The 21,653-nt window shown below is 71.8% G+C and carries 19 protein-coding genes; 5 read left to right on the top strand and 14 right to left on the bottom strand.

Going from position 1 to position 21,653, the window contains the following annotated elements; translation table 11 throughout:
• Window positions 1–68 precede the first annotated feature (68 nt).
• Window positions 69–3,401 carry a YhdP family protein gene (locus tag BM430_RS21620; protein WP_093569356.1) on the bottom strand — a complete coding sequence of 1,111 codons (3,333 nt, stop codon included), beginning with the start codon at window positions 3,399–3,401 and terminating at the stop codon, window positions 69–71.
• A 380-nt stretch (window positions 3,402–3,781) separates the two neighbouring features.
• Between BM430_RS21620 and BM430_RS21625 the strand changes: the two genes are divergently transcribed.
• Window positions 3,782–4,246, top strand: a complete 465-nt coding sequence (locus tag BM430_RS21625; protein WP_093569309.1) for a peroxiredoxin — start codon at window positions 3,782–3,784, stop codon at window positions 4,244–4,246.
• A 366-nt stretch (window positions 4,247–4,612) separates the two neighbouring features.
• Entirely contained in the window at window positions 4,613–5,896 is a 1,284-nt protein-coding gene (locus BM430_RS35585; RefSeq protein WP_280142287.1) for a M23 family metallopeptidase, read from the top strand.
• Between the two features lie 11 nt (window positions 5,897–5,907).
• Here the strand turns inward: BM430_RS35585 and BM430_RS21635 are convergent, their stop codons facing one another.
• The 3 genes from BM430_RS21635 to secG all read right to left on the bottom strand — a co-directional run bounded on the left by BM430_RS21635 (window position 5,908) and on the right by secG (window position 8,623).
• Window positions 5,908–6,120 (bottom strand): DUF2934 domain-containing protein, encoded by a 213-nt coding sequence (locus tag BM430_RS21635; RefSeq protein ID WP_093569310.1) that lies wholly within the window; start codon window positions 6,118–6,120, stop codon window positions 5,908–5,910.
• Between the two features lie 302 nt (window positions 6,121–6,422).
• Window positions 6,423–8,051 (bottom strand): CTP synthase, encoded by a 1,629-nt coding sequence (locus tag BM430_RS21640; RefSeq protein ID WP_093569311.1) that lies wholly within the window; start codon window positions 8,049–8,051, stop codon window positions 6,423–6,425.
• A gap of 149 nt (window positions 8,052–8,200) precedes the next feature.
• The gene (gene secG / locus BM430_RS21645; protein ID WP_093569312.1) at window positions 8,201–8,623 is read right to left on the bottom strand and encodes a preprotein translocase subunit SecG; all 423 of its coding nucleotides are present in this window, start codon (window positions 8,621–8,623) and stop codon (window positions 8,201–8,203) included.
• Window positions 8,624–8,865: 242 nt separating this feature from the next.
• On the opposite strand from secG, the gene BM430_RS21650 reads away from it, so the two are divergent.
• The gene (locus tag BM430_RS21650; protein WP_093569313.1) at window positions 8,866–10,212 is read left to right on the top strand and encodes an IS4 family transposase; all 1,347 of its coding nucleotides are present in this window, start codon (window positions 8,866–8,868) and stop codon (window positions 10,210–10,212) included.
• Window positions 10,213–10,383: 171 nt separating this feature from the next.
• Here BM430_RS21650 and BM430_RS21655 read toward each other — a convergent pair whose 3' ends face one another.
• Window positions 10,384–11,724 (bottom strand): dihydroorotase, encoded by a 1,341-nt coding sequence (locus tag BM430_RS21655; protein ID WP_093569358.1) that lies wholly within the window; start codon window positions 11,722–11,724, stop codon window positions 10,384–10,386.
• Between the two features lie 108 nt (window positions 11,725–11,832).
• Here BM430_RS21655 and BM430_RS21660 point away from each other — a divergent pair, with 108 nt between their 5' ends.
• The gene (locus tag BM430_RS21660; protein WP_093569314.1) at window positions 11,833–12,660 is read left to right on the top strand and encodes a CAF17-like 4Fe-4S cluster assembly/insertion protein YgfZ; all 828 of its coding nucleotides are present in this window, start codon (window positions 11,833–11,835) and stop codon (window positions 12,658–12,660) included.
• Between the two features lie 143 nt (window positions 12,661–12,803).
• Here the strand turns inward: BM430_RS21660 and BM430_RS35710 are convergent, their stop codons facing one another.
• From BM430_RS35710 to fumC, 3 genes are all read right to left on the bottom strand, one after another.
• On the bottom strand, window positions 12,804–13,163 hold the full coding sequence (locus BM430_RS35710) for a ribbon-helix-helix domain-containing protein (RefSeq protein ID WP_348273092.1): 360 nt from the start codon (window positions 13,161–13,163) through the stop codon (window positions 12,804–12,806).
• Window positions 13,160–13,351: a DUF4169 family protein gene (locus BM430_RS21670; protein ID WP_093569315.1), complete on the bottom strand. Its 192-nt coding sequence runs from the start codon at window positions 13,349–13,351 to the stop codon at window positions 13,160–13,162. Before BM430_RS21670 ends, BM430_RS35710 begins: the two co-directional genes overlap by 4 nt.
• 81 nt (window positions 13,352–13,432) lie before the next feature.
• Entirely contained in the window at window positions 13,433–14,842 is a 1,410-nt protein-coding gene (gene fumC, locus BM430_RS21675; protein ID WP_093569316.1) for a class II fumarate hydratase, read from the bottom strand.
• Between the two features lie 152 nt (window positions 14,843–14,994).
• Here fumC and BM430_RS21680 point away from each other — a divergent pair, with 152 nt between their 5' ends.
• Entirely contained in the window at window positions 14,995–16,386 is a 1,392-nt protein-coding gene (locus BM430_RS21680) for a cytochrome P450 (protein WP_093569317.1), read from the top strand.
• A gap of 287 nt (window positions 16,387–16,673) precedes the next feature.
• Here BM430_RS21680 and paaE read toward each other — a convergent pair whose 3' ends face one another.
• The 6 genes from paaE to BM430_RS21710 all read right to left on the bottom strand — a co-directional run bounded on the left by paaE (window position 16,674) and on the right by BM430_RS21710 (window position 21,544).
• Window positions 16,674–17,762: a 1,2-phenylacetyl-CoA epoxidase subunit PaaE gene (gene paaE / locus BM430_RS21685; RefSeq protein ID WP_093569318.1), complete on the bottom strand. Its 1,089-nt coding sequence runs from the start codon at window positions 17,760–17,762 to the stop codon at window positions 16,674–16,676.
• Window positions 17,763–17,769: 7 nt separating this feature from the next.
• On the bottom strand, window positions 17,770–18,267 hold the full coding sequence (gene paaD / locus BM430_RS21690; RefSeq protein ID WP_093569360.1) for a 1,2-phenylacetyl-CoA epoxidase subunit PaaD: 498 nt from the start codon (window positions 18,265–18,267) through the stop codon (window positions 17,770–17,772).
• Entirely contained in the window at window positions 18,261–19,037 is a 777-nt protein-coding gene (gene paaC, locus BM430_RS21695) for a 1,2-phenylacetyl-CoA epoxidase subunit PaaC (protein ID WP_093569319.1), read from the bottom strand. The genes paaD and paaC overlap by 7 nt, the downstream gene beginning before the upstream one ends.
• 231 nt (window positions 19,038–19,268) lie before the next feature.
• Entirely contained in the window at window positions 19,269–19,556 is a 288-nt protein-coding gene (gene paaB / locus BM430_RS21700) for a 1,2-phenylacetyl-CoA epoxidase subunit PaaB (protein WP_093569320.1), read from the bottom strand.
• Window positions 19,557–19,567: 11 nt separating this feature from the next.
• Entirely contained in the window at window positions 19,568–20,581 is a 1,014-nt protein-coding gene (paaA, locus tag BM430_RS21705; protein WP_093569321.1) for a 1,2-phenylacetyl-CoA epoxidase subunit PaaA, read from the bottom strand.
• A gap of 108 nt (window positions 20,582–20,689) precedes the next feature.
• Window positions 20,690–21,544 carry a PaaX family transcriptional regulator C-terminal domain-containing protein gene (locus tag BM430_RS21710; RefSeq protein WP_093569322.1) on the bottom strand — a complete coding sequence of 285 codons (855 nt, stop codon included), beginning with the start codon at window positions 21,542–21,544 and terminating at the stop codon, window positions 20,690–20,692.
• Window positions 21,545–21,653: the final 109 nt, after the last annotated feature.

The raw sequence follows: 21,653 nt of genomic DNA on the forward strand, positions 1-21,653 counted from the left end.
CCGGCGCTGTCCACCCCGAAATGCCGCGCTGGCCGGACCGTCCGGCGCTCCGCGAGCGGCGCTCCGGGTCAGCGTTCCGTGCGCCCCGATTGCGGGGCGTTGGGGTCGCCGCCGCCGGCGCCGAAGAGCTTGCGCAGGAAGCCCGGGGCGATCGCCGAGAGCGGGTTGACGCTGATGCTGGGGGCGCTCATCGCGCCGGCGACGCGGAAGTTGATGCCGAACAGGCCCTCGTTGTGGCCGCCGCCCAGGAGCGGGCCGAAGATCGGCACCTGGGAGACCACGTTGTTGAGGCCGTAGAGCGGCACGAAGGTGCCGGAGACGTCGGTGCGGTCCTTGGCCGAGTCGATCCAGCCGCCCAGGGTGAAACCCATCGCCGGGCCGGAGATTGCGGCCTCCGCGAAGGCGACGCGGGTGCCAGTGCGCTGGAAGGCGGCGCGCAGGCGGTCGAAGCCGACGTCGTTGGCGTCGCTGCGCCGGTCCTCGCTCTCGCCCTGGGCCATGATCCGGCCGAGCGCCGGCTCGTTGCGCAGGGCGAAGGAGCGGATCTGCACCAGGCCCGATTGCGGCCCGTCGTTCAGGCCCATCTGCAGCGACAGGAACCCGCCCTGCATGCGCTTGTAGATGTCGAGGAAGCGCAGGGCGGCGCCGGCGTCGCTGGTCTCGGCATTGAGCACCGGCGGGCTGCCGCGGTCGGCCCTGGCCACCTCCAGGCTCACCCCGGCCGAGCGCAGGCGTCCCTGGATCCGGGCTTGGCGAACGTCGTCGCCGCGCAGGGACAGCTTGAGGCTCGCGTTGGTCAGCGCCTCCTCGTTGAAGCCGGTCAGGATCGCGAAGCTGAGATCGGCCTCGACGTCGCGGGCGACCCCGTCCTTGGCCCCTTTGCGCGGCGGCGCGGTCAGCGCGCGCAGGAACGGCCGCGCATCGGCGACGCCGCCCTTGGCGCTGATCCGGTAGCCGTTGCCGGCCCGCTCGACCTGGGCGCGGATGTCGTCCCCCGGGGAGAGCTTGAGGCTGGTGAGGTCGGCCCGCTCGAAGCCGCCCTCGGCGTTGAGCGACGCGCTGCCGCGCAGCTGCACCGGGCCGGATTCGAGCACGATGTCGCGCAGGTCGCTGCCCTGGCCGGTGTCGGTGAGGGCGAGCGTCAGGCGGCCGGGCCTGCCGGCGGGCTTGGTCCAGCCCGGCAGGAGCCCGTCGACGCTGGCGCGGGCGAGATCGGCCTCGACCCGGACCGGGTTCCTGCCCGGCCGGCCGACCGGCACGACGAAGCGGGCATTGACGGGACCCGCGAGCTGGGGCGCCGTCGGCAGGCCCTTTCGGGCGCGCGCCGCGTCGTCGAGGGCGAGCGTCACCACCGCCTCGCCCGGCGCCCCGGCCTTCGGCTGGTGCAGGTCGACGGTGAGGGGGGCGCCGGCGAGCCGCCCGTCGCCCTTCAGGCTGAAGCCGTTGCGGTCGTAGGCGACGGAAAAGCGGCCGTTCTCGAGCTTCTCCTTGCCGACGATGCGCTCGGCCGCGACGTCGGTGAGGGTCCCGCTCAGGGTCACCGGCAGATCGCCGATATCGGGCACCGCCTCGAGGGAGAGGGGGAAGTCGATGCGCAGGTCGGCCTGGCCGCGCAGGGTGTTGGGGTCGAGCTCGGTGCCCGACAGCGAGCGGAAGAGCTTGGTCTGGAGCAGCGACGCCAGGGCGTCGGCCCCGCCGGCGAGGCGCAGGCCGATCTGGGCGGTCACGTCGTGCGGCACCGCGTCCTTGATGACGAAGGAGCCGTCCTGGAGGCCGAGCGCGCGGCCGTCCGGCATCCGGATCTCGGCGGTGGCGCCGCGGATGGTGGTGTTGCGCCCGGTGACGAGCCCGGACACCTTGGCGCGGGAGAGCGGCGGCGCGTCGTTGGAGATGGTCAGGCCGCCCTCGCTCACCGCGAAGGCGATCCGCACCGAGGCATCCGGCATCGGCTCGCCGCGGGTGGCGGCGGCGAACTCGGCCATGGTCATGTCGACGAGGACGTCGAGGCTGTCGAGCCGGCCGGTGCGCAGGTTGTCGACGAGGTAGGTGCGGATCGGCGGCGCGACGTTCTCGGGCCACAGCCGCAGGGCCGCGCGCCCGTCGGTGCGGTCGGCGGTGATGCGCAGGGTGAGGCCGCCCTCGTCGGCCCGGGTGCCGAGCGTGCCGCTGACCGTGCCGTGCACGGCGTCGCCCGACAGGGTGAGGGCGTCGATCTGCACGCCGTCGTCGCGGCCCGAGAGGCGGGCATCGATCTTGGCGATCTTGACCGGGGCGTCGCCGGCGGTCGCGCCGCGCAAGGTCGCGCCGGTGCCCGACAGGGCGGCCTTCCAGGCGGTCTCGGCGCCGTCCGGCCCCGCCACCCACTCGCCGGCGAGGCGCACCCGGTTGCCGGCGCCGCGGTAATCGAGGGCGTCGACCCTGAGGGCGCGGCGGGCCTCGTCCCAGGCGGCGTCGACCGTCACCGCCTCGATCGTCACCGGGTTGAAGTCTTTCTCCTCGATCAGGAGGTTGCCCTCGCTGGTGGCGAGCCGCAGGGTCATGCCGTCGAGGCGGGCGCCGTGCATCGCCACCTGGGCGCGGCCGGAGAGCTTCAGGTCGGTGGTCAGCGGCAGGCGCGACTGGCCGGAGAGCAGCAGCAGGTCGGGGACCGGCAGGTCGTCGAGGGTGAGCACGCCGTGGCGGCCGCCGTCGGGCGCCTGCTCGACGTCGCCGCCGAAGCGCCAGGGCCCGTGCGGGCCGACGATGCGCATCTCGAACACCCGGGCCGGCCGGGTCGCGTCGCGGTTGAACAGCCCGTCGACCTTCGGAAAGACGACGCGCTCGGCGCCGGATTCGTCGAGCAGGGTCAGGCGGGCATTGGTCAGGCGGGCCCGGTCGAGGCTGCCGATCACGCCGGCCGGATCGAGCACCAGGCTCAGGATCGACGCCACCGTGGCCGAGACCGGCGACACGGTGCCGCGGGCCGCCACCACCGCAGGCGGGGTGTGGGGCTTGGCCGCGGCGGGATCGTTGGACGCCGCGAAGGCGATCGAGCCGTCATGGTGCAGGAGCGCCCGCAATTGCAGGTCGCGGAACTCGACCGAGCGGGCCTGGACCGACAGGCCGAGGAGCGACCACAGGTCGATGGCGACGACGGCCAGCGGCGCCCGCACCACGAGGTCGCCCTCCGGGTTGCGGATGTCGAGGCCGGTGGTGCGGAGCGCCAGCGCCCCGTCGCGGTCGATCTCGATGGCGCTGTCGCGCAGGTCGACGCTCCAGCCGGGCCCGAGGCGCTCGGCGATCCCCGCCGCCACCCGGGGCTCGAGCCAGGCGAAGCTCACCGGGCCGCTCGACAGGCGCAGGTAGGCGAGGCCGAGGCCGACGCTGAGCAGGATGACGGCCGCGAGCTTGAGGAAGAGCACGCCGCGGACGCAGGTCCGCAGCAGCGACCGGGGCGCCGCCTTGATCCGCGCGGCGCAGGCGGCCGGGCCGTCGCCGCCCGGCGCCTCGCGGCCCGGCTGCGTCACGGAATCTGGTCCTGGTGTCGCTCGGCCTGTCGTCACGCGTGCGTCGCCACTCCGGGCGCCCTGCCGGAACGCCGCCACTTGAAGGCCTTGCGGCCGGGAGCGCGAGGGCCGCGCTGCCGGGCCGCGAGGCCGCCGATGATTGCCCGCTCCGGTGACCGGAGGGTAACGTCCTGCCGCTTATCCGTCGGGCGGCGCGCCCGGTCCCTCGCCCGCGGCTCGCGCCCTGCCCGCCTCCCTTGAGAGGCACACCATCAATCGGCCGAAAGGAAGGCACGATGGCGCTGAACCCGGGCGACCCCGCCCCCGATTTCTCCCTGCCGGCGACCGGCGGCGCGACCCTGAGCCTCGCCGGCCTCAAGGGGCGCAAGGCCGTCCTGTACTTCTACCCCAAGGACGATACCAGCGGCTGCACCCTGGAGGCGCAGGCCTTCAACGGACTCCGCGAGGCCTTCGCCGCGGCCGACACCGCGGTGATCGGCGTCTCGCCCGACCCGATGAAGAGCCACGACAAGTTCCGCGAGAAGTACGGCCTGGAATTCCCGCTCGCCTCGGACGAGACGAAGGCGATGCTCGAGGCCTACGGCGTCTGGGTCGAGAAGAGCATGTACGGCCGCAAGTACATGGGCGTCGAGCGCACGACCTTCCTGATCGACCGCGACGGCACGATCGCGAAGGTGTGGCAGAAGGTGAAGGTGCCGGGCCATGCCGACGCGGTGCTGGCGGCGGCGCAGGGATTGTGAGGCGGGATGCATCCTTCGTCGGCCAAGTCGAGGCGACGTTCGCAGGTAGAGCGGTGCTCCCCTCTCCCGTGTGGGAGAGGGGCCGGGGGTGAGGGTGGCGCGCTTCCTTGTAAAACTCTGAGTGTCGTGCTGGCAGCGGAACGGTTCACGTCTTCTGCGGAGCCGTAGCACCCTCACCCCTACCCCTCTCCCACACGGGAGAGGGGATCCCGCGATTGTCCCATGATCCGATTTGATTTGACGACGCCGGGCGGACGCTGCGTGAGCGTCGCCGCGACACTGCCGCAGAACTCCTTTTCGCCCTGACGCTTGAGACATTCTTAACCTTGACCCGCGACGGTCGCCGTCAGCTTACGGACCGTCGCGATGCTGTCTCTCCGCCCCTCGTCCCCCATCACCCCCCTCGCGCCGCCCGCGCTCCCGCGCGGCGGCCCGGACCGGGTGTGGGTGGTGGGGCGCAGGACCGTGGTGCTCGCAGGCCTGGCCTTCGCCGCCTTGTCCCTGTGGGCGAGCGCGGCGACGTGGTTCATCGTCTTTCGCGACGAGGCGCTCGCCCGGTTCATGGAGCGCCAGGGGGCGATGCAATACGCCTACGAGGAGCGGGTCAGCGCCCTGCGCGCGCGGCTCGACCGGGTGGCGACGCAGAAGCTCCTGGAGCAGGACGGGGTCGAGACGCGCCTCGCCGACCTCGCCGGCCGGCAGGTCGCGCTCGAGAGCCGGCAGGCGATGCTGATGGGCCTCGCCGAGCAGGCCGGCGGTGCGGGCGACGACACGGACGGGTGGGGCGGCGCCTGGCCGGCCCGGGACGCCCGAGCCGTGCCCTCCGCGATGCCCTACGTCCCGACGCCCGCTCCCACCCCGGCACCGCCCCCGACGCCGGAGGCCCTGGGCCTGCGCACGGAGGCGGAGACGGTCGCGCCCGCTCCCTCGCTCTTTCCCGCCCCCTCCCCCGGGGTGACCCTCCGGATGGCGACGCTCGCCCACGCCCTTGACGGGCTCGAGGCGCGCCAGAGCCTGGCGGTCGGCCGCCTCGCCGCGAGCAGCCGCAGCGAGGCGGCACGCCTGCGCGAGGTGGTGGCGGAGACCGGGCTCGACGCCCGGCGCTTCGCGGCGATCCGCGCCGGCGGCATCGGCGGCCCGCTGGTGCCGGCCGAGGCAGGACCGTTCGAGAGCGCCGTGCTCATGGCGCAGCGCGACCTCGGCGAGCGCGACGCCCTGCGCAAGATCGTCGGGGCGCTGCCGCTGCGGCGCCCGATGGCGACCGATCACGGCCTTTCCAGCACCTTCGGCTACAGGGCCGACCCGTTCACCCGCGGCCTCGCCGTCCATACCGGCATCGACCTGCGCGGCGAGTACGGCGCCCCGGCGCGGGCCACCGCCGCCGGCACGGTGACCCAGGCGGATTACGCGGGCGGCTACGGCAACATGGTCGAGGTCGATCACGGCCACGGCCTCGTCACCCGCTACGCCCACCTGTCGGCGATCGCGGTGGCGCCCGGCCAGACGGTGGCGGCGGGCCAGATGGTGGGCCGGGTCGGCTCCACCGGCCGCTCGACCGGCACGCACCTGCATTACGAGACCCGGATCGACGGCGAGCCGGTCGACCCGCAGCGCTTCCTGCGGGCGGGGGCCCGGCTGGCGGCGCGCTGATCCGCTGGAATTTATCCGTCGACCGTCTCGGTCTCCGGTCCTCGAGCGGGCGTCTCGGGCTGAGCCGCGGCGGCCGCCGCGGCATCGCGCCGGTTCTCCTGCTCGGCCCGCAATTCGCGTTCGGCGAGGAGCCAGAACTGGATCTCGTACCCGTCCGGACGGTGGTTGCGCTCCCAGATGTCGTAGGCGCGGGCCCGGATCGCCGCCAGGGGTATCTCACGCATCACCGATCCACCTCTCCCACGCGGGATCCCGCTTCGTGCCGGCGGGCGCCCCGGCCGGGGCTCCTATACCGTGGGTCGGTATGAATGTCGCGAGGGATCGGCGGCGCGGGGCGCGCCTTCGCGCCCCGGCGACAACCTATGTTGGTCCTGACGGACCCGTCCGGATGCGGGTCGTCATACGATTTCCGATTGATCGCTCGGCGATTGCTGCGCAATCGCTTTCGCGATGCGGAAATCGGCTTCGCTCAGTCGCCGCGCGGGCTCGCGATACGCTTTTCGGAAGGAATCTTCCGGAAAGCGTATCAGACCAGCCGGCTCTGCTCGATCGCCGCCGCCACGAAGCTCTGGAACAGCGGGTGCGGCTCGAACGGCCGCGACTTCAGCTCCGGGTGGAACTGCACGCCGATGAACCAGGGATGGCCGACCACCTCGACGGTCTCCGGCAGGAGCCCGTCCGGCGACAGGCCGGCGAAGCGCATGCCCCTGGCCTCCAGCCGCTCGCGATAGGCCATGTTGACCTCGTAGCGGTGACGGTGGCGCTCGGCGATGCGGGTGCCGCCGTAGATCTTGGCGATCTGCGAATCCGGCGCCAGCGCCGCCGTGTAGGAGCCGAGCCGCATCGTGCCGCCGAGGTCGCCCTCGGCGATGCGGCGCTCCAGCTCGTTGCCGCGCATCCACTCGGTCAGCAGGCCGACCACCGGCTCCGGCGTCGGGCCGAACTCGGTCGAGTTGGCGTCGGGGATGTCGGCCAGCGAGCGGGCCGCCTCGACCACCGCCATCTGCATGCCGAAGCAGATGCCGAAATACGGGATCTTGCGCTCGCGGGCGTAGCGGGCGGCGCGGATCTTCCCTTCCGCCCCGCGCTGGCCGAAGCCGCCCGGCACCAGGATGCCGTTGAGGCCCTCCAGGAACGGCGCCGGATCCTCGCGCTCGAACACCTCGGCCTCGATCCACTCCAGGTTGACCTTGACCCGGTTGGCGATGCCGCCGTGGCTCAGCGCCTCGATCAGCGACTTGTAGGCGTCCTTGAGGCCCGTGTACTTGCCGACGATGGCGATCGAGACCTCGCCCTCCGGGCTCTTGATCCGGCCGACGATGTCGCGCCAGCGGTCGAGCTTCGGCTCCGGGCCGGTCTCGAGGCCGAAATGCGACAGCACCTCGCGGTCCAGGCCCTCCTCCTTGTAGGAGAGCGGCACCTCGTAGATCGTCCCAACGTCCCGCGCCTCGATCACCGCCGATTCGCGCACGTTGCAGAACTGGGCGAGCTTGCGGCGCTCCTCGCGCGGGATCGCCCGGTCGCAGCGGCAGAGCAGGATGTCGGGCTGGATGCCGATCGAGCGCAGCTCCGCCACCGAGTGCTGGGTCGGCTTGGTCTTCAGTTCGCCCGCCGACGGGATGTAGGGCAGCAGCGTCAGGTGGACGTAGGCGCAGGTGCCCCGCGGCAGCTCCTGGCCGAGCTGGCGGATCGCCTCGAAGAACGGCAGACCCTCGATGTCGCCGACGGTGCCGCCGATCTCGACCAGCACGAAGTCGTAGGCGTCGTTGCCGTCGAGGACGAATTCCTTGATGGCGTTGGTGACGTGCGGGATCACCTGGATGGTGGCGCCGAGATAGTCGCCCCGGCGCTCCTTGGTGATGATGTCGAGGTAGATCCGGCCGGTGGTGATGTTGTCGGCCCGCGTCGCCGGCACGCCGGTGAAGCGCTCGTAATGGCCGAGATCGAGATCGGTCTCGGCGCCGTCGTCGGTGACGAAGACCTCGCCGTGCTGCGTCGGGCTCATCGTGCCCGGATCGACGTTGAGGTAGGGGTCCAGCTTGCGCAGGCGGACCTTGTAGCCGCGGGCCTGGAGCAGGGCCGCGAGGGCGGCGGAAGCGAGGCCCTTGCCGAGCGAGGAGACCACGCCGCCGGTGATGAAGACATACCGCGTCATGGGACTCGCTCCATACACAGGCGTGGCCTTGTTGCCAAACGCCGTCAGCTCAACGGGGTCATGTCCGGGCGGCAGGGCCGGCCGGACTCACAGATTTTTTGACTGAGAGAGGCGGCGCGCGGGTGCGCCGCCGACTCGGGAATCCAAGATCAGCGCGACTGCGGTGCCGTGGGGGCAGCCGGCGCGGCGGGCGCTGCCGGGGTGGTGGGCGCGGTGGCCCCTTGGGTCGCAGGAGCGTCGCCCTGCTGCTGGCGCAGCTGGTCGAGGACGTTGCCGGCCGGCGGGGCGCCGGTCTGACCCGCCGGGGCCCGGGTGCCCGCGCCGTCGAAGATCGAGCGCGGCCCGGCGCCCCGGTGCGACATGATGGCCAGGATCATGCTGGTGGTGAAGAACAGGGCCGCCAGGATCGCGGTGGCGCGGGTGAGCGCGTTGGCCTGGCCGCGGCCGGTCATGAAGCCCTGCGTGCCGCCCCCGCCGCCGAGGCCGAGGCCGCCCTCGGAGCGCTGCAGCAGCACCACGCCGATCAGGGCGAGGACGATGATCAGGTGGACGACGATCAGGACGGTCTGCATCGGGCTTCCGGGCCGGCCCTCATCGGGCCGCCAACGTGGCAACGGCCGGCACGCGGACGCGTCCGGACCTCCAATTCCGGGCGCTCCTATACGAGAAGTGCGCCGGAGCCAAGGGTGGGAGATGGATTGAGGCTCCGCACGAGGCGCGGGATGACCCCTCCCCCCCCTGCGGGCTACGGCCTTCACGGAAATGACTCGGTCTGGGCGAGTTTGGCATCTTTGCGGGTCAGCGGAGACGGCCGATGCGTGGATTGGGATCGGGCGACGTGCGCACCGAGGCGCGGGGGGCGTGGCTGTTTGAGCGGATTGTCACGACCGGCAGCGTGGTGCTGAGCACGGTGGGGGGCAGCGAAGCCGGCACGGCCGCCGCTCACCGCTACCTGTCCTCGCCCTGCACCGATTGGCAGGGCATCCTGCAGGCCTTTGCGGTGCGCACCGCAAAGGCCTGCGCCGGACGGCCCATCGTCGCCGTCCAGGACACCAGCGAGATCAGCTTCACCCCTGCCGCGGCAGGTCGCCATGGCTTGGGACCGGCCGGCAACGGCCGCAACCCCGGCTTGTTCTTGCATCCCGTCATCGCCGTGGATGCCGAGGACGAAGCGGTGCTGGGTCTGGTTGACGCTCAGATCTGGACCCGCTCCACTCACCCGACCCCTCCCCGCCACCGTCGGGCGGTCGAAGACAAGGAGAGCCTGCGCTGGATCACCGGCGCGGCGGCGGCTGCCTCAACGCTGGCCGAGACGGCCCAGAGCCTGATCGTGGTCGCCGACCAGGAAGGCGACATCTACAGCCACTTCGCGCGCCAGCCGGCGGGCAGCGATCTTCTGGTGCGGGCGTGTCACGACCGGGCGCTGGTCGGGGGCGGCTGCCTGCATGACACCAGATCCTGGCCGATCACGGCGACCGGAAAGGTGCAGGTGCCTGCTCGTCCTGGCAGACCAGCCCGTCTCGCCGCGGTGAGGCTGCAGGCCGGGCCGGTCGAGGTGGCACGTCCCTCCAGCCTGAGTGCCCGCGAGCCGGCCAGCTTGAGCCTGCACTGCGTCTGCGTGCAGGAGACCGACCCGCCCGCAGGCGTCACCCCGCTATGCTGGCGGCTTCTGACGACGCGAGCGGTGCCGGATGCAGCCGCCGCGCAGGAGATGGTGCGGCTGTATCGGCTGCGCTGGCGGATCGAGGAGGTGTTTCGTGCCCTCAAGCGCGACGGGCTCAGCCTGGACGAGACCCAGGTGCGGGTACCCGATAAACTGTTCCGGCTGAGCGCCTTGGCGCTGGGGGCGGCCGTGCGGATCCTGCAACTGGTTGATGCGCGCGACGGCGGGCGCCGACCCATGACCGACGTGCTGGACGAGGCCTGCCTGCCGGTGGTGGCGGAGTTGGGCCGCGCGTGCGAGGGCAGCACGGTGCGTCTGCAAAACCCTCATCCTGCCGGCAGCTTGGGATGGCTAATGTGGATCGTGGCTCGCCACGGCGGCTGGAACGCTCCCAACACCCCCCCAGGTCCCAAGGCCGTCGCCCGCGGCTGGGAGCGCTTCTCGGCCATGCTCGCCGGAGCGCTCCTCGCACGGGACTCACTTCCGTCAAGGCCGTAGCCCTGCGGGGGAGGGTGCCCGGCGGAGCCGGGCGGGAGAGGGGACGACGCTTCCGGAGAGGTCGCGACCATGATGACGGGCGAACCCTGGATCAGCGTCGCGCTGCCCCTCTCCCGGCCTGCTTCGCAGGCCACCCTCCCCCACAGAGGGGGGAGGGTTGGGCGTCGCGCTTCACCCCCGCGCCGGGAATCCCTCCTCGAACCGCACCGCCTCGCCGCGCGATGGCTCGGTGAGGCTGCCTTCCCACATCACCGCCTGGCCGCGCACCAGCGTGCCGACCGGCCACCCGGTGACCGCGCGGCCGTCATGGGGCGTCCAGCCGCATTTCGAGGCGATCCAGGCGTTGGTGATGGTCTCGCGGCGCTTGAGGTCCACCACCGTCACGTCGGCGTCGTAGCCCACCGCCAGACGCCCCTTGCGGGCGATGCCGAAGATGCGCTTCGGGCCGGCGCTGGTCAGGTCGACGAAGCGCTGCAGCGACAGACGGCCCGCCGCGACGTGGTCGAGCATCACCGGCACCAGAGTCTGCACGCCGGTCATGCCGGAGGGCGAGTCGGGATAGGCCTTCCGCTTCTCCTCCAGCGTGTGCGGCGCGTGGTCGGAGCCGAGCACGTCGGCGACGCCCTGCGACAGGCCCCACCACAGCCCGTCGCGGTGGCTCACGTCGCGCACCGGCGGGTTCATCTGCACCAGCGTGCCGAGGCGGGCATAGGCCTCATCGCCGTCCAGCGTCAGGTGATGCGGCGTCAGCTCGCAGGTCGCGACGTCCTTGTGCTGACTGAGGTAGTGCATCTCCTCCTTGGTCGAGATGTGCAGGATGTGGATGCGCGCCCCCGTCTCGCGGGCGATGCGTACCAGCCGCTCGGTCGCCTTGAGCGCGGCTTCCGGCGAGCGCCAGACCGGGTGCGAGGACGGATCGCCCGGCACCCGCAGGCCCTTGCGCTCGCGCAGCATCGCCTCGTCCTCGGCGTGGAAGGCCGAGCGGCGGCGGGTGCGCTTCAGGATCTCGGTGATGCCGGCATCGTCCTCGACGAGGAGCGAGCCGGTGGAGGAGCCGATGAACACCTTGATCCCGGCGGCGCCCGGCAGGCGCTCCAGCTCGGCGACGTCCTTGGCGTTTTCGTGCGTGCCGCCGACCCAGAACGCGAAGTCGCAATGCATGCGGTGATGCGCGCGCTTCAGCTTGTCGTCGAGCGCGTCCGGGCTCGTTGTCTGCGGCACGGTGTTCGGCATCTCGAACACCGTGGTGACCCCGCCCATCACGGCGGCGCGCGACCCGGTCTCCAGGTCCTCCTTGTGGTCGAGGCCCGGCTCGCGGAAATGCACCTGGCTGTCGATCACCCCGGGCAGGAGGTGGAGGCCGCGGCAATCGAGGGTGCGGCCGGCATGGGCTTGCGACAGGTCGCCGATCGCGGCGACGCGCCCGGCCGTCACGCCGATATCGGCCAGCCCCTCGCCGTCGTGGTTGACCACGGTGCCGCCGCGCAGGAGGAGGTCGAAGCTCTGGCTCATCATCGGGTTCTCCTCGTGCGCGATCCGCGTTCACCCGGTGCCCCGATTGAGGGCCGGGCGCAGGCGGCTTATGTCAGCCCCGCCCGCGGTTCAAGCAAAGGACCCCCGATGCCGCTTGCCCTCCTGCCGGACCGTGCCGTCGTGGCCGTCACCGGCGCCGACGCGTCGAGCTTCCTCCAGGGTCTCCTGACCTGCAACGTCGAGACCTTGCCCGGGGGCGAGGCGCGCCTCGGCGCGCTCCTGAGCCCGCAGGGCAAGATCCTGTTCGACTTCCTGGTGAGCCGGGCGCCGGACGGCTTCCACCTCGACGTGGCCCGCGACCGGGTGCCGGATCTCGTCAAGCGCCTGACGCTCTACAAGCTGCGGGCCCAGGTCGCGGTCCAGGCGCTGCCGCTCGCGGTGGCGGCGGGCTGGGGCGGCGAGGCCCCCGCCTCCGCCCTGCGGGACGGCCGCCTCGCCGCACTCGGCTGGCGCCTCCACGCGCCCGAGGGTGAGGCGCCGGCGGCGGATGCCGATGCGGGGACTTACGCGGCCCACCGCATCGGCCTCGGCGTGCCGGAGGCCGGGGTGGATTTCGCCTTCGGCGACGCCTTCCCGCACGAGGCGCTGATGGACCAGCTCGGCGGCGTCGACTTCAAGAAGGGCTGCTACGTCGGCCAGGAGGTGGTGTCGCGCATGCAGCACCGCGGCACCGCCCGCACCCGGATCGTCCCGCTGATCTACCGCGACGGCGAGGCGGCTCCGAGCGGCGAGCCGGTGACGGCCGGCGAACGCACCCTCGGCCAGACCGGGAGCGGGGCCGGGTCGCGAGGCTTGGCGATGCTACGAATCGATCGCCTCGGCGAGGCGCTGGCGGCGGGGGAAACGGTGCTCGCCGGCGGGCGGGCGGTGACGGTCGAGAAGCCGGGTTTCGCGAGTTTCGCGTGGCCGGTGTGATCGGGCGGAATCCAAGCCGTCTCACCCTGCTTCCGGCATCCTCCGCGTCATCCCGGGGCCGCGCAGCGGAACCCGGGATCCATAACCGCCGAGGCTTCAGAATGAAGCGGAACGCGTTCCAGTTTCTTCTGCGCCGTCAGCGGTTATGGATCCCGGGTTCTCGCCTGCGGCGAGCCCCGGGATGACGATGGCGGGCTGCATTCGTCGCTCAGGCCACCGGCGGAATGTTGCTCCACCGTGTGTTCCGCCCTCTCCCCCGGCCACACCGCCCGGAGCACGAACACCCGGATCGCCGACGACAGATTCTGCTCGCCCCGCTCCGCGTCGATCCGTCCGACCAGCGCCTGGACCGAGAGCCCGCGCGCCAGGGCGAGCCGACGCAACGCCTCCCAGAACGCCGCCTCGAGGGAGACGCTGGTGCGGTGGCCGGCGATGACGAGCGAGCGCTTGAGCAGGCCGCCCTCGGGCAGAGAACCCGGCGGCGGACCGTCTTCCGGGCTCACGCTTCGGAATCGGGGGTCTTCAGCCGATGGCCCTCGTGCCGGGCGGTCTCCAGGCTCTTGCGGGCCTCCTCGCGGGTCCTCGCCGCCTTCGGGCGGCCGAAGACGACCCGGTTCTCGGTCGCCTGGGCCTCCTTGGCGGCCCGCTCGCGGGCCTTGCGCACCTGCTTCAGGTTGATGATCTCGGCCATGACCCGATCCTCCGCGCCCCCGCCACGAGGGACAACGCCCCGCGCGGCCATAAGCTGCGCGGGGCGGGTGTCAGCTTGCGGTTATTCGGCGCTCGGCGCCAGCATGTCCTCCGGGCGCACCACCGCGTCGAACTGCGCCTCGGTGACGTAGCCGAGGCGGAGCGCCTCCTGCTTCAGCGTGGTGCCGTTCTTGTGCGCGGTCTTGGCGATCTCGGCGGCCTTGTCGTAGCCGATGGTCGGGGCGAGCGCGGTGACGAGCATCAGCGAGCGGCTCATCAGGTCGGCGATGCGGTCGTTGTTCGGCTTGATGCCGACGACGCAGTTGTCGGCGAAGCTCACCGCCGCGTCGGCGATGAGCCGCACCGATTGCAGCACCGCGTTGGCGATCACCGGCTTGTAGACGTTGAGCTCCAGGTGGCCCTGGCTGCCGGCCATCGACACGGTCGTGCCGTTGCCGATCACCTGGCAGCACACCATCGTCAGCGCCTCGGCCTGGGTCGGGTTGACCTTGCCGGGCATGATCGAGGAGCCGGGCTCGTTCTCGGGCAGCGAGATCTCGCCGAGGCCCGAGCGCGGGCCGGAGCCCATCAGCCGGATGTCGTTGGCGATCTTGAACAGGCCGCTCGCCAGCGCGTTGAGCGCCCCCTGCGTGAACACCAGGGCGTCGTGGGTCGCCAGGGCCTCGAACTTGTTCTCGGCCGAGGTGAAGGGGAGCCCGGTCAGCTCCGCCACCTTGGCGGCGAACTTCTCCGCGAAGTCGGGATGCGCGTTGAGGCCGGTGCCGACGGCGGTGCCGCCCTGGGCGAGCGCCAGCACGCCCGGCAGCGTCGCGCCGACGCGGGCGCCGCCGAGCGCCACCTGCGCCGCGTAGCCGGAGAATTCCTGGCCGAGCGTGACCGGGGTCGCATCCTGGAGGTGGGTGCGGCCGATCTTGACGATCTCGGAGAACTCCTTCGCCTTGGCGTCGAGGGCGCCGTGCAGGTGCTGCAGCGCCGGCATCAGCCGGTCGTTGATCTCGCGCGCCACCGCGATGTGCATCGCGGTCGGGAAGACGTCGTTCGAGGACTGGCCGCGGTTGACGTGGTCGTTCGGGTGCACCGGCGACTTGCCGCCGCGCTTGCCCCCGAGGCGCTCGTTGGCGAGGCTGCCGATGACCTCGTTGGCGTTCATGTTCGACTGGGTGCCCGAGCCGGTCTGCCAGACCACCAGCGGGAACTCGCCGTCGTGCTTGCCCTCGACCACCTCGGCGGCCGACGCCGCGACCGCCTCGGCGACCTTCGGGTCGAGCACGCCGAGGTCGCGGTTGACCAGGGCCGCGGCCTGCTTGACGAGGCCGAGCGCGTGGACGAGCGGCGCAGGCATCCGCTCGGTGCCGATGCGGAAATTCTGGATCGAGCGCTGGGTCTGGGCGCCCCAGTAGCGGTCCGCCGGGACTTCGATCGGCCCGAACGTGTCGGATTCCGTGCGGGTGGCTTTCTCGGTCGGCGACATCTTGGCCTCTTTGGCGGTGCGAAACGGCGCCTACTTAAGCCAAGAGCGCGCAATGCGCGATGCCCTCAAGCCAAGAGCGGGCCGAGCGCGATGCCCCGACCGGCATCGAGTCACCCCTCCCGAAATCGCGCCCGTTCCTCGAAGGAGTCCGGATGCCCTCGCCCGCGGTGGCCGTGGCCGCCCCCTTTCGCCCCGCCGTGCCCCGCCCCCGCACCGAGCCGATGGGGCTGTTCAGCTTCCTGCGGGCCGCCCGCGCCAACCCGCTGACCACCTGGTACGAGGAGCATTTCGAGCAGCCGATCGTCACCGGTGAGGGCGCCCTCGGCCGCGTCACGGTGGTGAGCGAGCCGACGGCGATCCGCCACGTGCTGGTCGACAACGCCGCCAATTACCGCAAGGACGACCTGCAGCGCCGGGTGCTGGCGCCCGGCCTCGGCAACGGGCTGCTCACCGCCGAGGGCGACGAGTGGCGGCTCCAGCGGCGCACGCTGGCGCCGATCTTCTCGCCCCGCCACGTCGCCCGCTTCGAGGCTCCTATGGGCGAGGCCGCCGCCCGCCTCGCCCGCCGGCTGCGGAAGCGCGACGGCCAGAGCGTCGATGCGGCACTCGAGATGACCCGCGTCACCCTCGACGTGCTCGAGCGCACCATCTTCACCCACGGCCTGGCGCGGGAGCCCGATGCGCTCGGGCGCGCCATCACCCGCTACTTCGAGGCGCTCGGGCCGATCGACCCCCTCGACGTGTTCGGCATGCCCGATTGGCTGCCGCGGATCGGCCGCCTCAAGGCGCGGCCGGCGCTCCGCTTCTTCGCCGAGGTGGTGGACGAGCTAATCGAGCGCCGCCGGGCGCTGGTCACCTCAGGGAAAGAGGCGCCGCACGACCTCCTCACCCTCCTTCTCAAGGCGCAGGACCCGGAGACCGGACGCGGCCTCTCCGACCTGGAGGTGCGGGCGAACATCGTCACCTTCATCGGCGCCGGCCACGAGACCACCGCCAACGCGCTGACCTGGACGCTCTACTGCCTGTCGCAGGACGAGGCCGCCCGCGAGGCGGTCGAGGCCGAGGTCGATGCCGCCTTCGCGGAGAACCCTGCGCCCGGCATGGACGCCCTGCCCCGGGCCAAGGCGGCCCTGGAGGAGGCGATGCGCCTGTTCCCGCCGGTGCCGTTCATGAGCCGGCAGGCTTTGGCCGAGGATCGGATCGGGCGGATCAAGATCCCGCGCGGCTCGCTGGTGACGGTGGCGCCTTACGTGCTGCACCGCCACCGCCGGCTGTGGGACGAGCCGGACGCCTTCATCCCCGAGCGCTTCCTGCCGGAGAACCGCGCCCGCATCGACCGCTACGCCTACCTGCCGTTCGGGGCCGGCCCGCGGGTCTGCATCGGCGCGAGCTTTTCCCTGATGGAGGCGACCCTGGTGCTCGCCCACGTGCTCCGCGCCGTGCGCCTCGACCGGGCGCCGGAGGCCGGGCCGGTGGTGCCGCTGCACCGGGTGACGCTGCGGCCGCAGGATGGCTTGCGGATGCGGGTGACGGCGCGGGGGTGAGACGACGCACCCGGCCATTGAGCCTCTTCGTCATCCCGGGGCCGCGCAACGGAACCCGGGATGATGCTGAGAGCTTGTTTGACCTGCTCGATGGTCCCAACACCCTCCGCGTCATTCCGGGGCCGCGCAGCGGAGCCCGGAATCCAGACACTCAGAATGCTCAGAAGAGGACGGATCGGTTTCCGCTGAGTCCTGAACCATCAGCGGTTCTGGATTCCGGGCTCCGCTGCGCGGCCCCGGAATGACATGCAGGGTGTCAACTCTGTGGGATTCAATCAAACAGGCGCTCACACCTGATCGAAATCCACCGTAACCCGCCCGGAGGTCGGCCGGGCCTGGCAGGTGAGGACGAAGCCGGCCTCGACCTCCCAGGGTTCGAGCGAGTAGTTCACCGCCATGTCGACGCTGCCGTCCACCACCTTGGCGCGGCAGGTGCAGCACATCCCGCCCCGGCACGAATAGGGCAGGTCGAGGCCGGCGCGGATCGCCGCGTCGAGCACGGCCTCGCCCTCGGCGACCGGCACCTCGGTGGCGATGCCGTCGGTGATGACCGTGGCGAGCGCCGCAGGTGCGGCGGAGGTCGCGACCGGGCGGGCGGTGCGGGCCCGGCCCGGCTCGGCCGGCGTGAAGCGCTCGACATGGACGCGCTCGCGCGGCAGGCCGAGGCCGAGCAAGGCGCCCTCGACCGCGTCGATCATCTCCCCCGGGCCGCACACGAAGGCGTGGTCGACGAGGGAGGCCGGCACGATGGTGCGCAGAAAGAGGGCCGCCTTCTCGCCGTCGAGGCGGCCGTTGAGGACCGAGAGGTCCTGCGTCTCGCGCGACAGGACGTGGAACACCGAGAGCCGGTCGAGGAAGCGGTCCTTCAGGCTCTCCAGCGCCTCGCGAAACAGGATCGAGCCGGTGGCGCGGTTGCCGTAGAACAGGAAGAAGCGGCTCTTCGGTTCGGCCGCGAGCACGGTGCGGATGATCGACAGGATCGGGGTGATGCCGGACCCCGCCGCGAAACCCACGAAGGTGCGGGCCTCCGATTGTCCCTCGTTCCCTTGCCGGATCTCGACGCCGAAGCGGCCCATCGGCGGCATCACCTCGATCTCGTCTCCGGGCGCGATCGCCTCGTTGGCGAAGCCCGAGAAGAGCCCGCCCTCGACGCGCTTGATCGCGACCCGCAGCTCGGTCTCGCCGACGCCGGAGCAGATCGAGTAGGAGCGCCGCACCTCCTCGCCGTCCACGGTCGCCTTCAGGGTCAGGTACTGGCCGCAGGCGAAGCCGAAGGCGTCGCGCGCCTCGTCGGGCACCGCGAAGGCGATCGAGACGGCGTCCGGGGTCTCGCGGCGGATGTCGGCGACGCGCAGGCGATGGAAGCGGGGAGTCATCGGCGCCTCAGATGCACTTGAAATAGTCGAACGGCTCGCGGCAGGCCGTGCAGCGCCACAGCGACTTGCAGGCGGTGGAGCCGAATTCCGAGACCTTTTCCGTCGCGGCCGAGCCGCAGTGCGGGCAGGCCACCCGCTCCTCGCCGAACAGGGCGCGGCGGGACGCCTTGCCGGCCGGCGGGGCGATGCCGTAGGCGGCGAGCTTGGCCTTGCCGGCCTCACTCATCCAGTCGGTGGTCCAGGCCGGGGAGAGCACCAGGCGCACCCGGGCATCCGGAATGCCGGCCTGCGCCAAGGCGGTCTGCACCTCGATGCCGATCACGTCCATCGCCGGGCAGCCGGAATAGGTGGGCGTGATCGCGACCTCGACCCGGCCGTCCGCCACCGTCACGTCGCGCAGGACGCCGAGATCCGCGATGGTGAGGACCGGGATCTCGGGGTCGCAGACGGTCGCGGCGGCCTCATGCGCGCGCCGGGCGAGGTCGGCGTCGGCGGGGGTCACCAGGTCGCCCCCGGATGGGCCCGCTGCAGGTATTGCAGGTCGGAGAGGATGAAGCCGAGATGCTCGCTGTGGCGCCCGGCCCGGCCGCCGCTCTGCATCCAGCCGCCCGAGGGGCGGGAGAGCGTGGCCTCGGTCAGGATATGGTCGAGGGTGGCGTCGAATTCCGCCCGTAAGCCGCGCGGATCGGGCAGCGTGCCGGCCTCGATCAGCGCGGCCTCCGCGGCATCGACCTCGAACAGCTCGCCGGTATAGGGCCACAGCTCGTCGAGGGCGGCGCGGGCGCGCTGGTGGCTCTCGTCGGTGCCGTCGCCGAGGCGGATCAGCCACTCGCCGGAATGGCGCAGGTGGTAGGCGGTCTCCTTCTCGGCCTTCGCGGCGATGGCCGCCAGCGTCGCGTCGCGGGAGCCGGCGAGCTCGCGGTAATACGGATCGATGAAGGCCGAGACCAGAACCTGGCGCACGATCGTCCCGGCGAAGTCGCCGTTCGGCTGCTCGACGAGCAGGCAGTTGCGGTACTGCCCGACCTCACGGCGATAGGCGAAGTCGTCCTCGGAGAGGCCGTCGCCCGCGACCTCGGCGGCGTAGGCGTAGAAGGAGCGGGCCTGGCCGACGCAATCGAGGGCGATGTTGGCCAGCGCGATGTCCTCCTCCAGCATCGGCGCGTGGCCGCACCACTCGGAGAGCCGGTGCCCGAGGATCAGCGCGTCGTCGGCTAAGCCCAGGATGCCGGCCAGCAGCGGGGTCTCGGTGAGGCTGAGGGAAGTGGTGGGCATGGGGGGCCTCGGGTAAGCAATCACGCCGATGACGGATGAGGCACATCTCCCCTCTCCCGTGTGGGAGAGGGGCTGGGGGTGAGGGTGCTACGGTTCCGCGTGAAGCACCAAGCGTAGCGCTGCCAGCACGACGGTTCGAGTTTTACTCGGAAGCGCGCCACCCTCACCCCTACCCCTCTCCCACACGGGAGAGGGGATCCCGCGCTCAACCTGGCGCGGGCGGGTGATGGCTCACATATGCCCGACCTCGTCCGGCACCTCGTAGAAGGTCGGATGCCGGTAGATCTTCGAGGCGGTGGGCTCGAACAGCACGTCCTTGTCGGCCGGGTCCGAGGCGACGATCGCCGCCGAGGGCACAACCCAGAGCGACAGCCCTTCGCCGCGGCGGGTGTAGACGTCGCGGGCTGCCTGGAGCGCCATCGCAGCGTCGGTCGCGTGGAGCGAGCCGACATGCTTGTGCGCCAAGCCGTTGCGGGAGCGGATGAACACCTCCCAGAGCGGGATTTTTGGCTCGGGCATCGGTCCCTCCCTCACGCGGCGTCTGGCAGGGCGGCGGCCTGCGCCGCGCGCCGGGCGCGCTTCTCGGCATGCGCCATCGCCGCCTCGCGCACCCAGGCGCCGGCGGCGTGGGCGTCGCGGCGCTGCTTCATGCGCTGGCGGTTGCAGGGGCCGTTGCCGGCCAGCACCTGCTTGAACTCCTCCCAGTCGATCGCGCCGCAGCGCCAATGACCGGCCGCCTCGTCGTAGGCGAGATCGGGATCGGGGAAGGTCAGGCCGAGATACTGGCCCTGCGGCACCGTGGCGTCGACGAATTTCTGGCGCAGCTCGTCGTTCGAGAAGCGCTTGATCTTCCACTTCGCCGATTGGTCGGAGTGCTGGCTCTCGGCGTCGGGCGGGCCGAACATCATCAGGCAGGGCCACCACCAGCGGTTCAGGGCGTCCTGCGCCATCGCCTTCTGCTCCGGCGTGCCGCGGCAGAGGGTCAGCATGATCTCGTAGCCCTGGCGCTGGTGGAAGCTCTCCTCCTTGCAGACGCGGATCATCGCGCGGGCGTAGGGCCCGTAGGAGCAGCGGCAGAGCGGGATCTGGTTCATGATCGCCGCGCCGTCGACCAGCCAGCCGATGGCGCCGATATCGGCCCAGGTCAGGGTCGGGTAGTTGAAGATCGAGGAATACTTGGCGCGACCGGCGAGCAGCTGCTCGAACATCTCCTCGCGGCTGGTGCCGAGGGTCTCGGCCGCCGAGTAGAGGTAGAGCCCGTGGCCGGCCTCATCCTGCACCTTGGCCAGAAGCGCGGCCTTGCGCTTGAGCGTCGGCGCCCGGGTGATCCAGTTGCCCTCCGGCAGCATGCCGACGATCTCGGAATGGGCGTGCTGCGAGATCTGCCGGGTCAGCGTGCGGCGGTAGGCCTCCGGCATCCAGTCGTTCGGCTCGATGCGCTCCTCGGCGTCGACCCGCGCCTGGAACCGGACCGCGCGGTCCGCGTCCTCGGGACCGCCGAGCGGAGCCGTGTTGTCCTTGGCGTTCAGGGCCTGCGTGTACATGGCCGCGCCTCCCTCACTGTTCTGGATCTCAATATATCACGGAATTTTTGATTTGCAAGATTTTTCGTAACACGTTGCGGTGCGGCACACCGGGATGGGGTGCCGCGCTCAGGCGGCGAACCGCGCCGCGACTTCCGCGCCGGCCGGCGGCAGCGGGCCGGAATCGGTGGTGGCGTTGGCGTCGAGCCAAGCTTCCGCCGCCGGCGCGACGGCGCGGTAAATCGTTGCGCAGAGGTCCCGCGCCGCGGCGCCGGGCCAATCCTCCGGCAGGAGGTCGGCCGGCAGCAGCGGGTCCTTGAGCACGGCGCGGCGGTATTCGTGGATCAGGAGGATGCGCAGCACCAGGGCGTCGAGCCCCACCGGCGGATGCGCCGCCACGGCCTTCCCCGCCGCCGCGAAGGTGGCGGCGAAGCGGGCGTAGCGATCGGCCACCTCCGCCACCGGCCAGGCGCGGGCGGCGAGGCGGCGGGCGGTGGCGGCATCCTCGGGTCGGGCGGCGAGGCGCAGCGCCCCCTCCCCCGCTTCCGCCGCTTGCCTTGATCCGATCATCAGGTCGGGCGCGAGGCTGCCGTAGCCGGCGCCCGTGAGCTCGGCCCGGAGGTCGTTGGGACCATCGAGGAGCAGGAGGTCGAAGGTGCCGGACCAGACCGGGGCCGGCGCGCCGTAGATCCGGGCGGTTGCGCGGGCGAAGGCGGCGGCACCGGTGCCGGTCAAGCGATAGAAGCTGTTGCGGCCGAGCTTCCAGCGCTCGAACCAGCCGTCGGCGACCAGCCGCGACAGGGCGGTGCGCACCACCCCGTCGCCGATGCGGAACGCCCGGGTGATCGCCAGCAGCGATTCCAGCGACAGCACCCCGCCGCGGGGCACCACCGCGTCGCCGAAGACCGTGACCACCAGGGAGCCGGCGCGGATCGGCGTGCGGGCGTGGAAGTGGTCGATGAGCGGCGGGAGGAAATCGGGCATCCGGGTCCTTCGGGGGAGCCTTCTCGATAGCGGCGCCGGCCGGGGCCTGTCGAGCCGTGCTTGACCAACCGGCCGGTCGGTTAATAATGAGCGCACAACAAAGGGAGGG

Origin of the sequence: Methylobacterium sp. 174MFSha1.1, from assembly GCF_900116815.1 — a bacterium.
GTDB lineage: Bacteria > Pseudomonadota > Alphaproteobacteria > Rhizobiales > Beijerinckiaceae > Methylobacterium.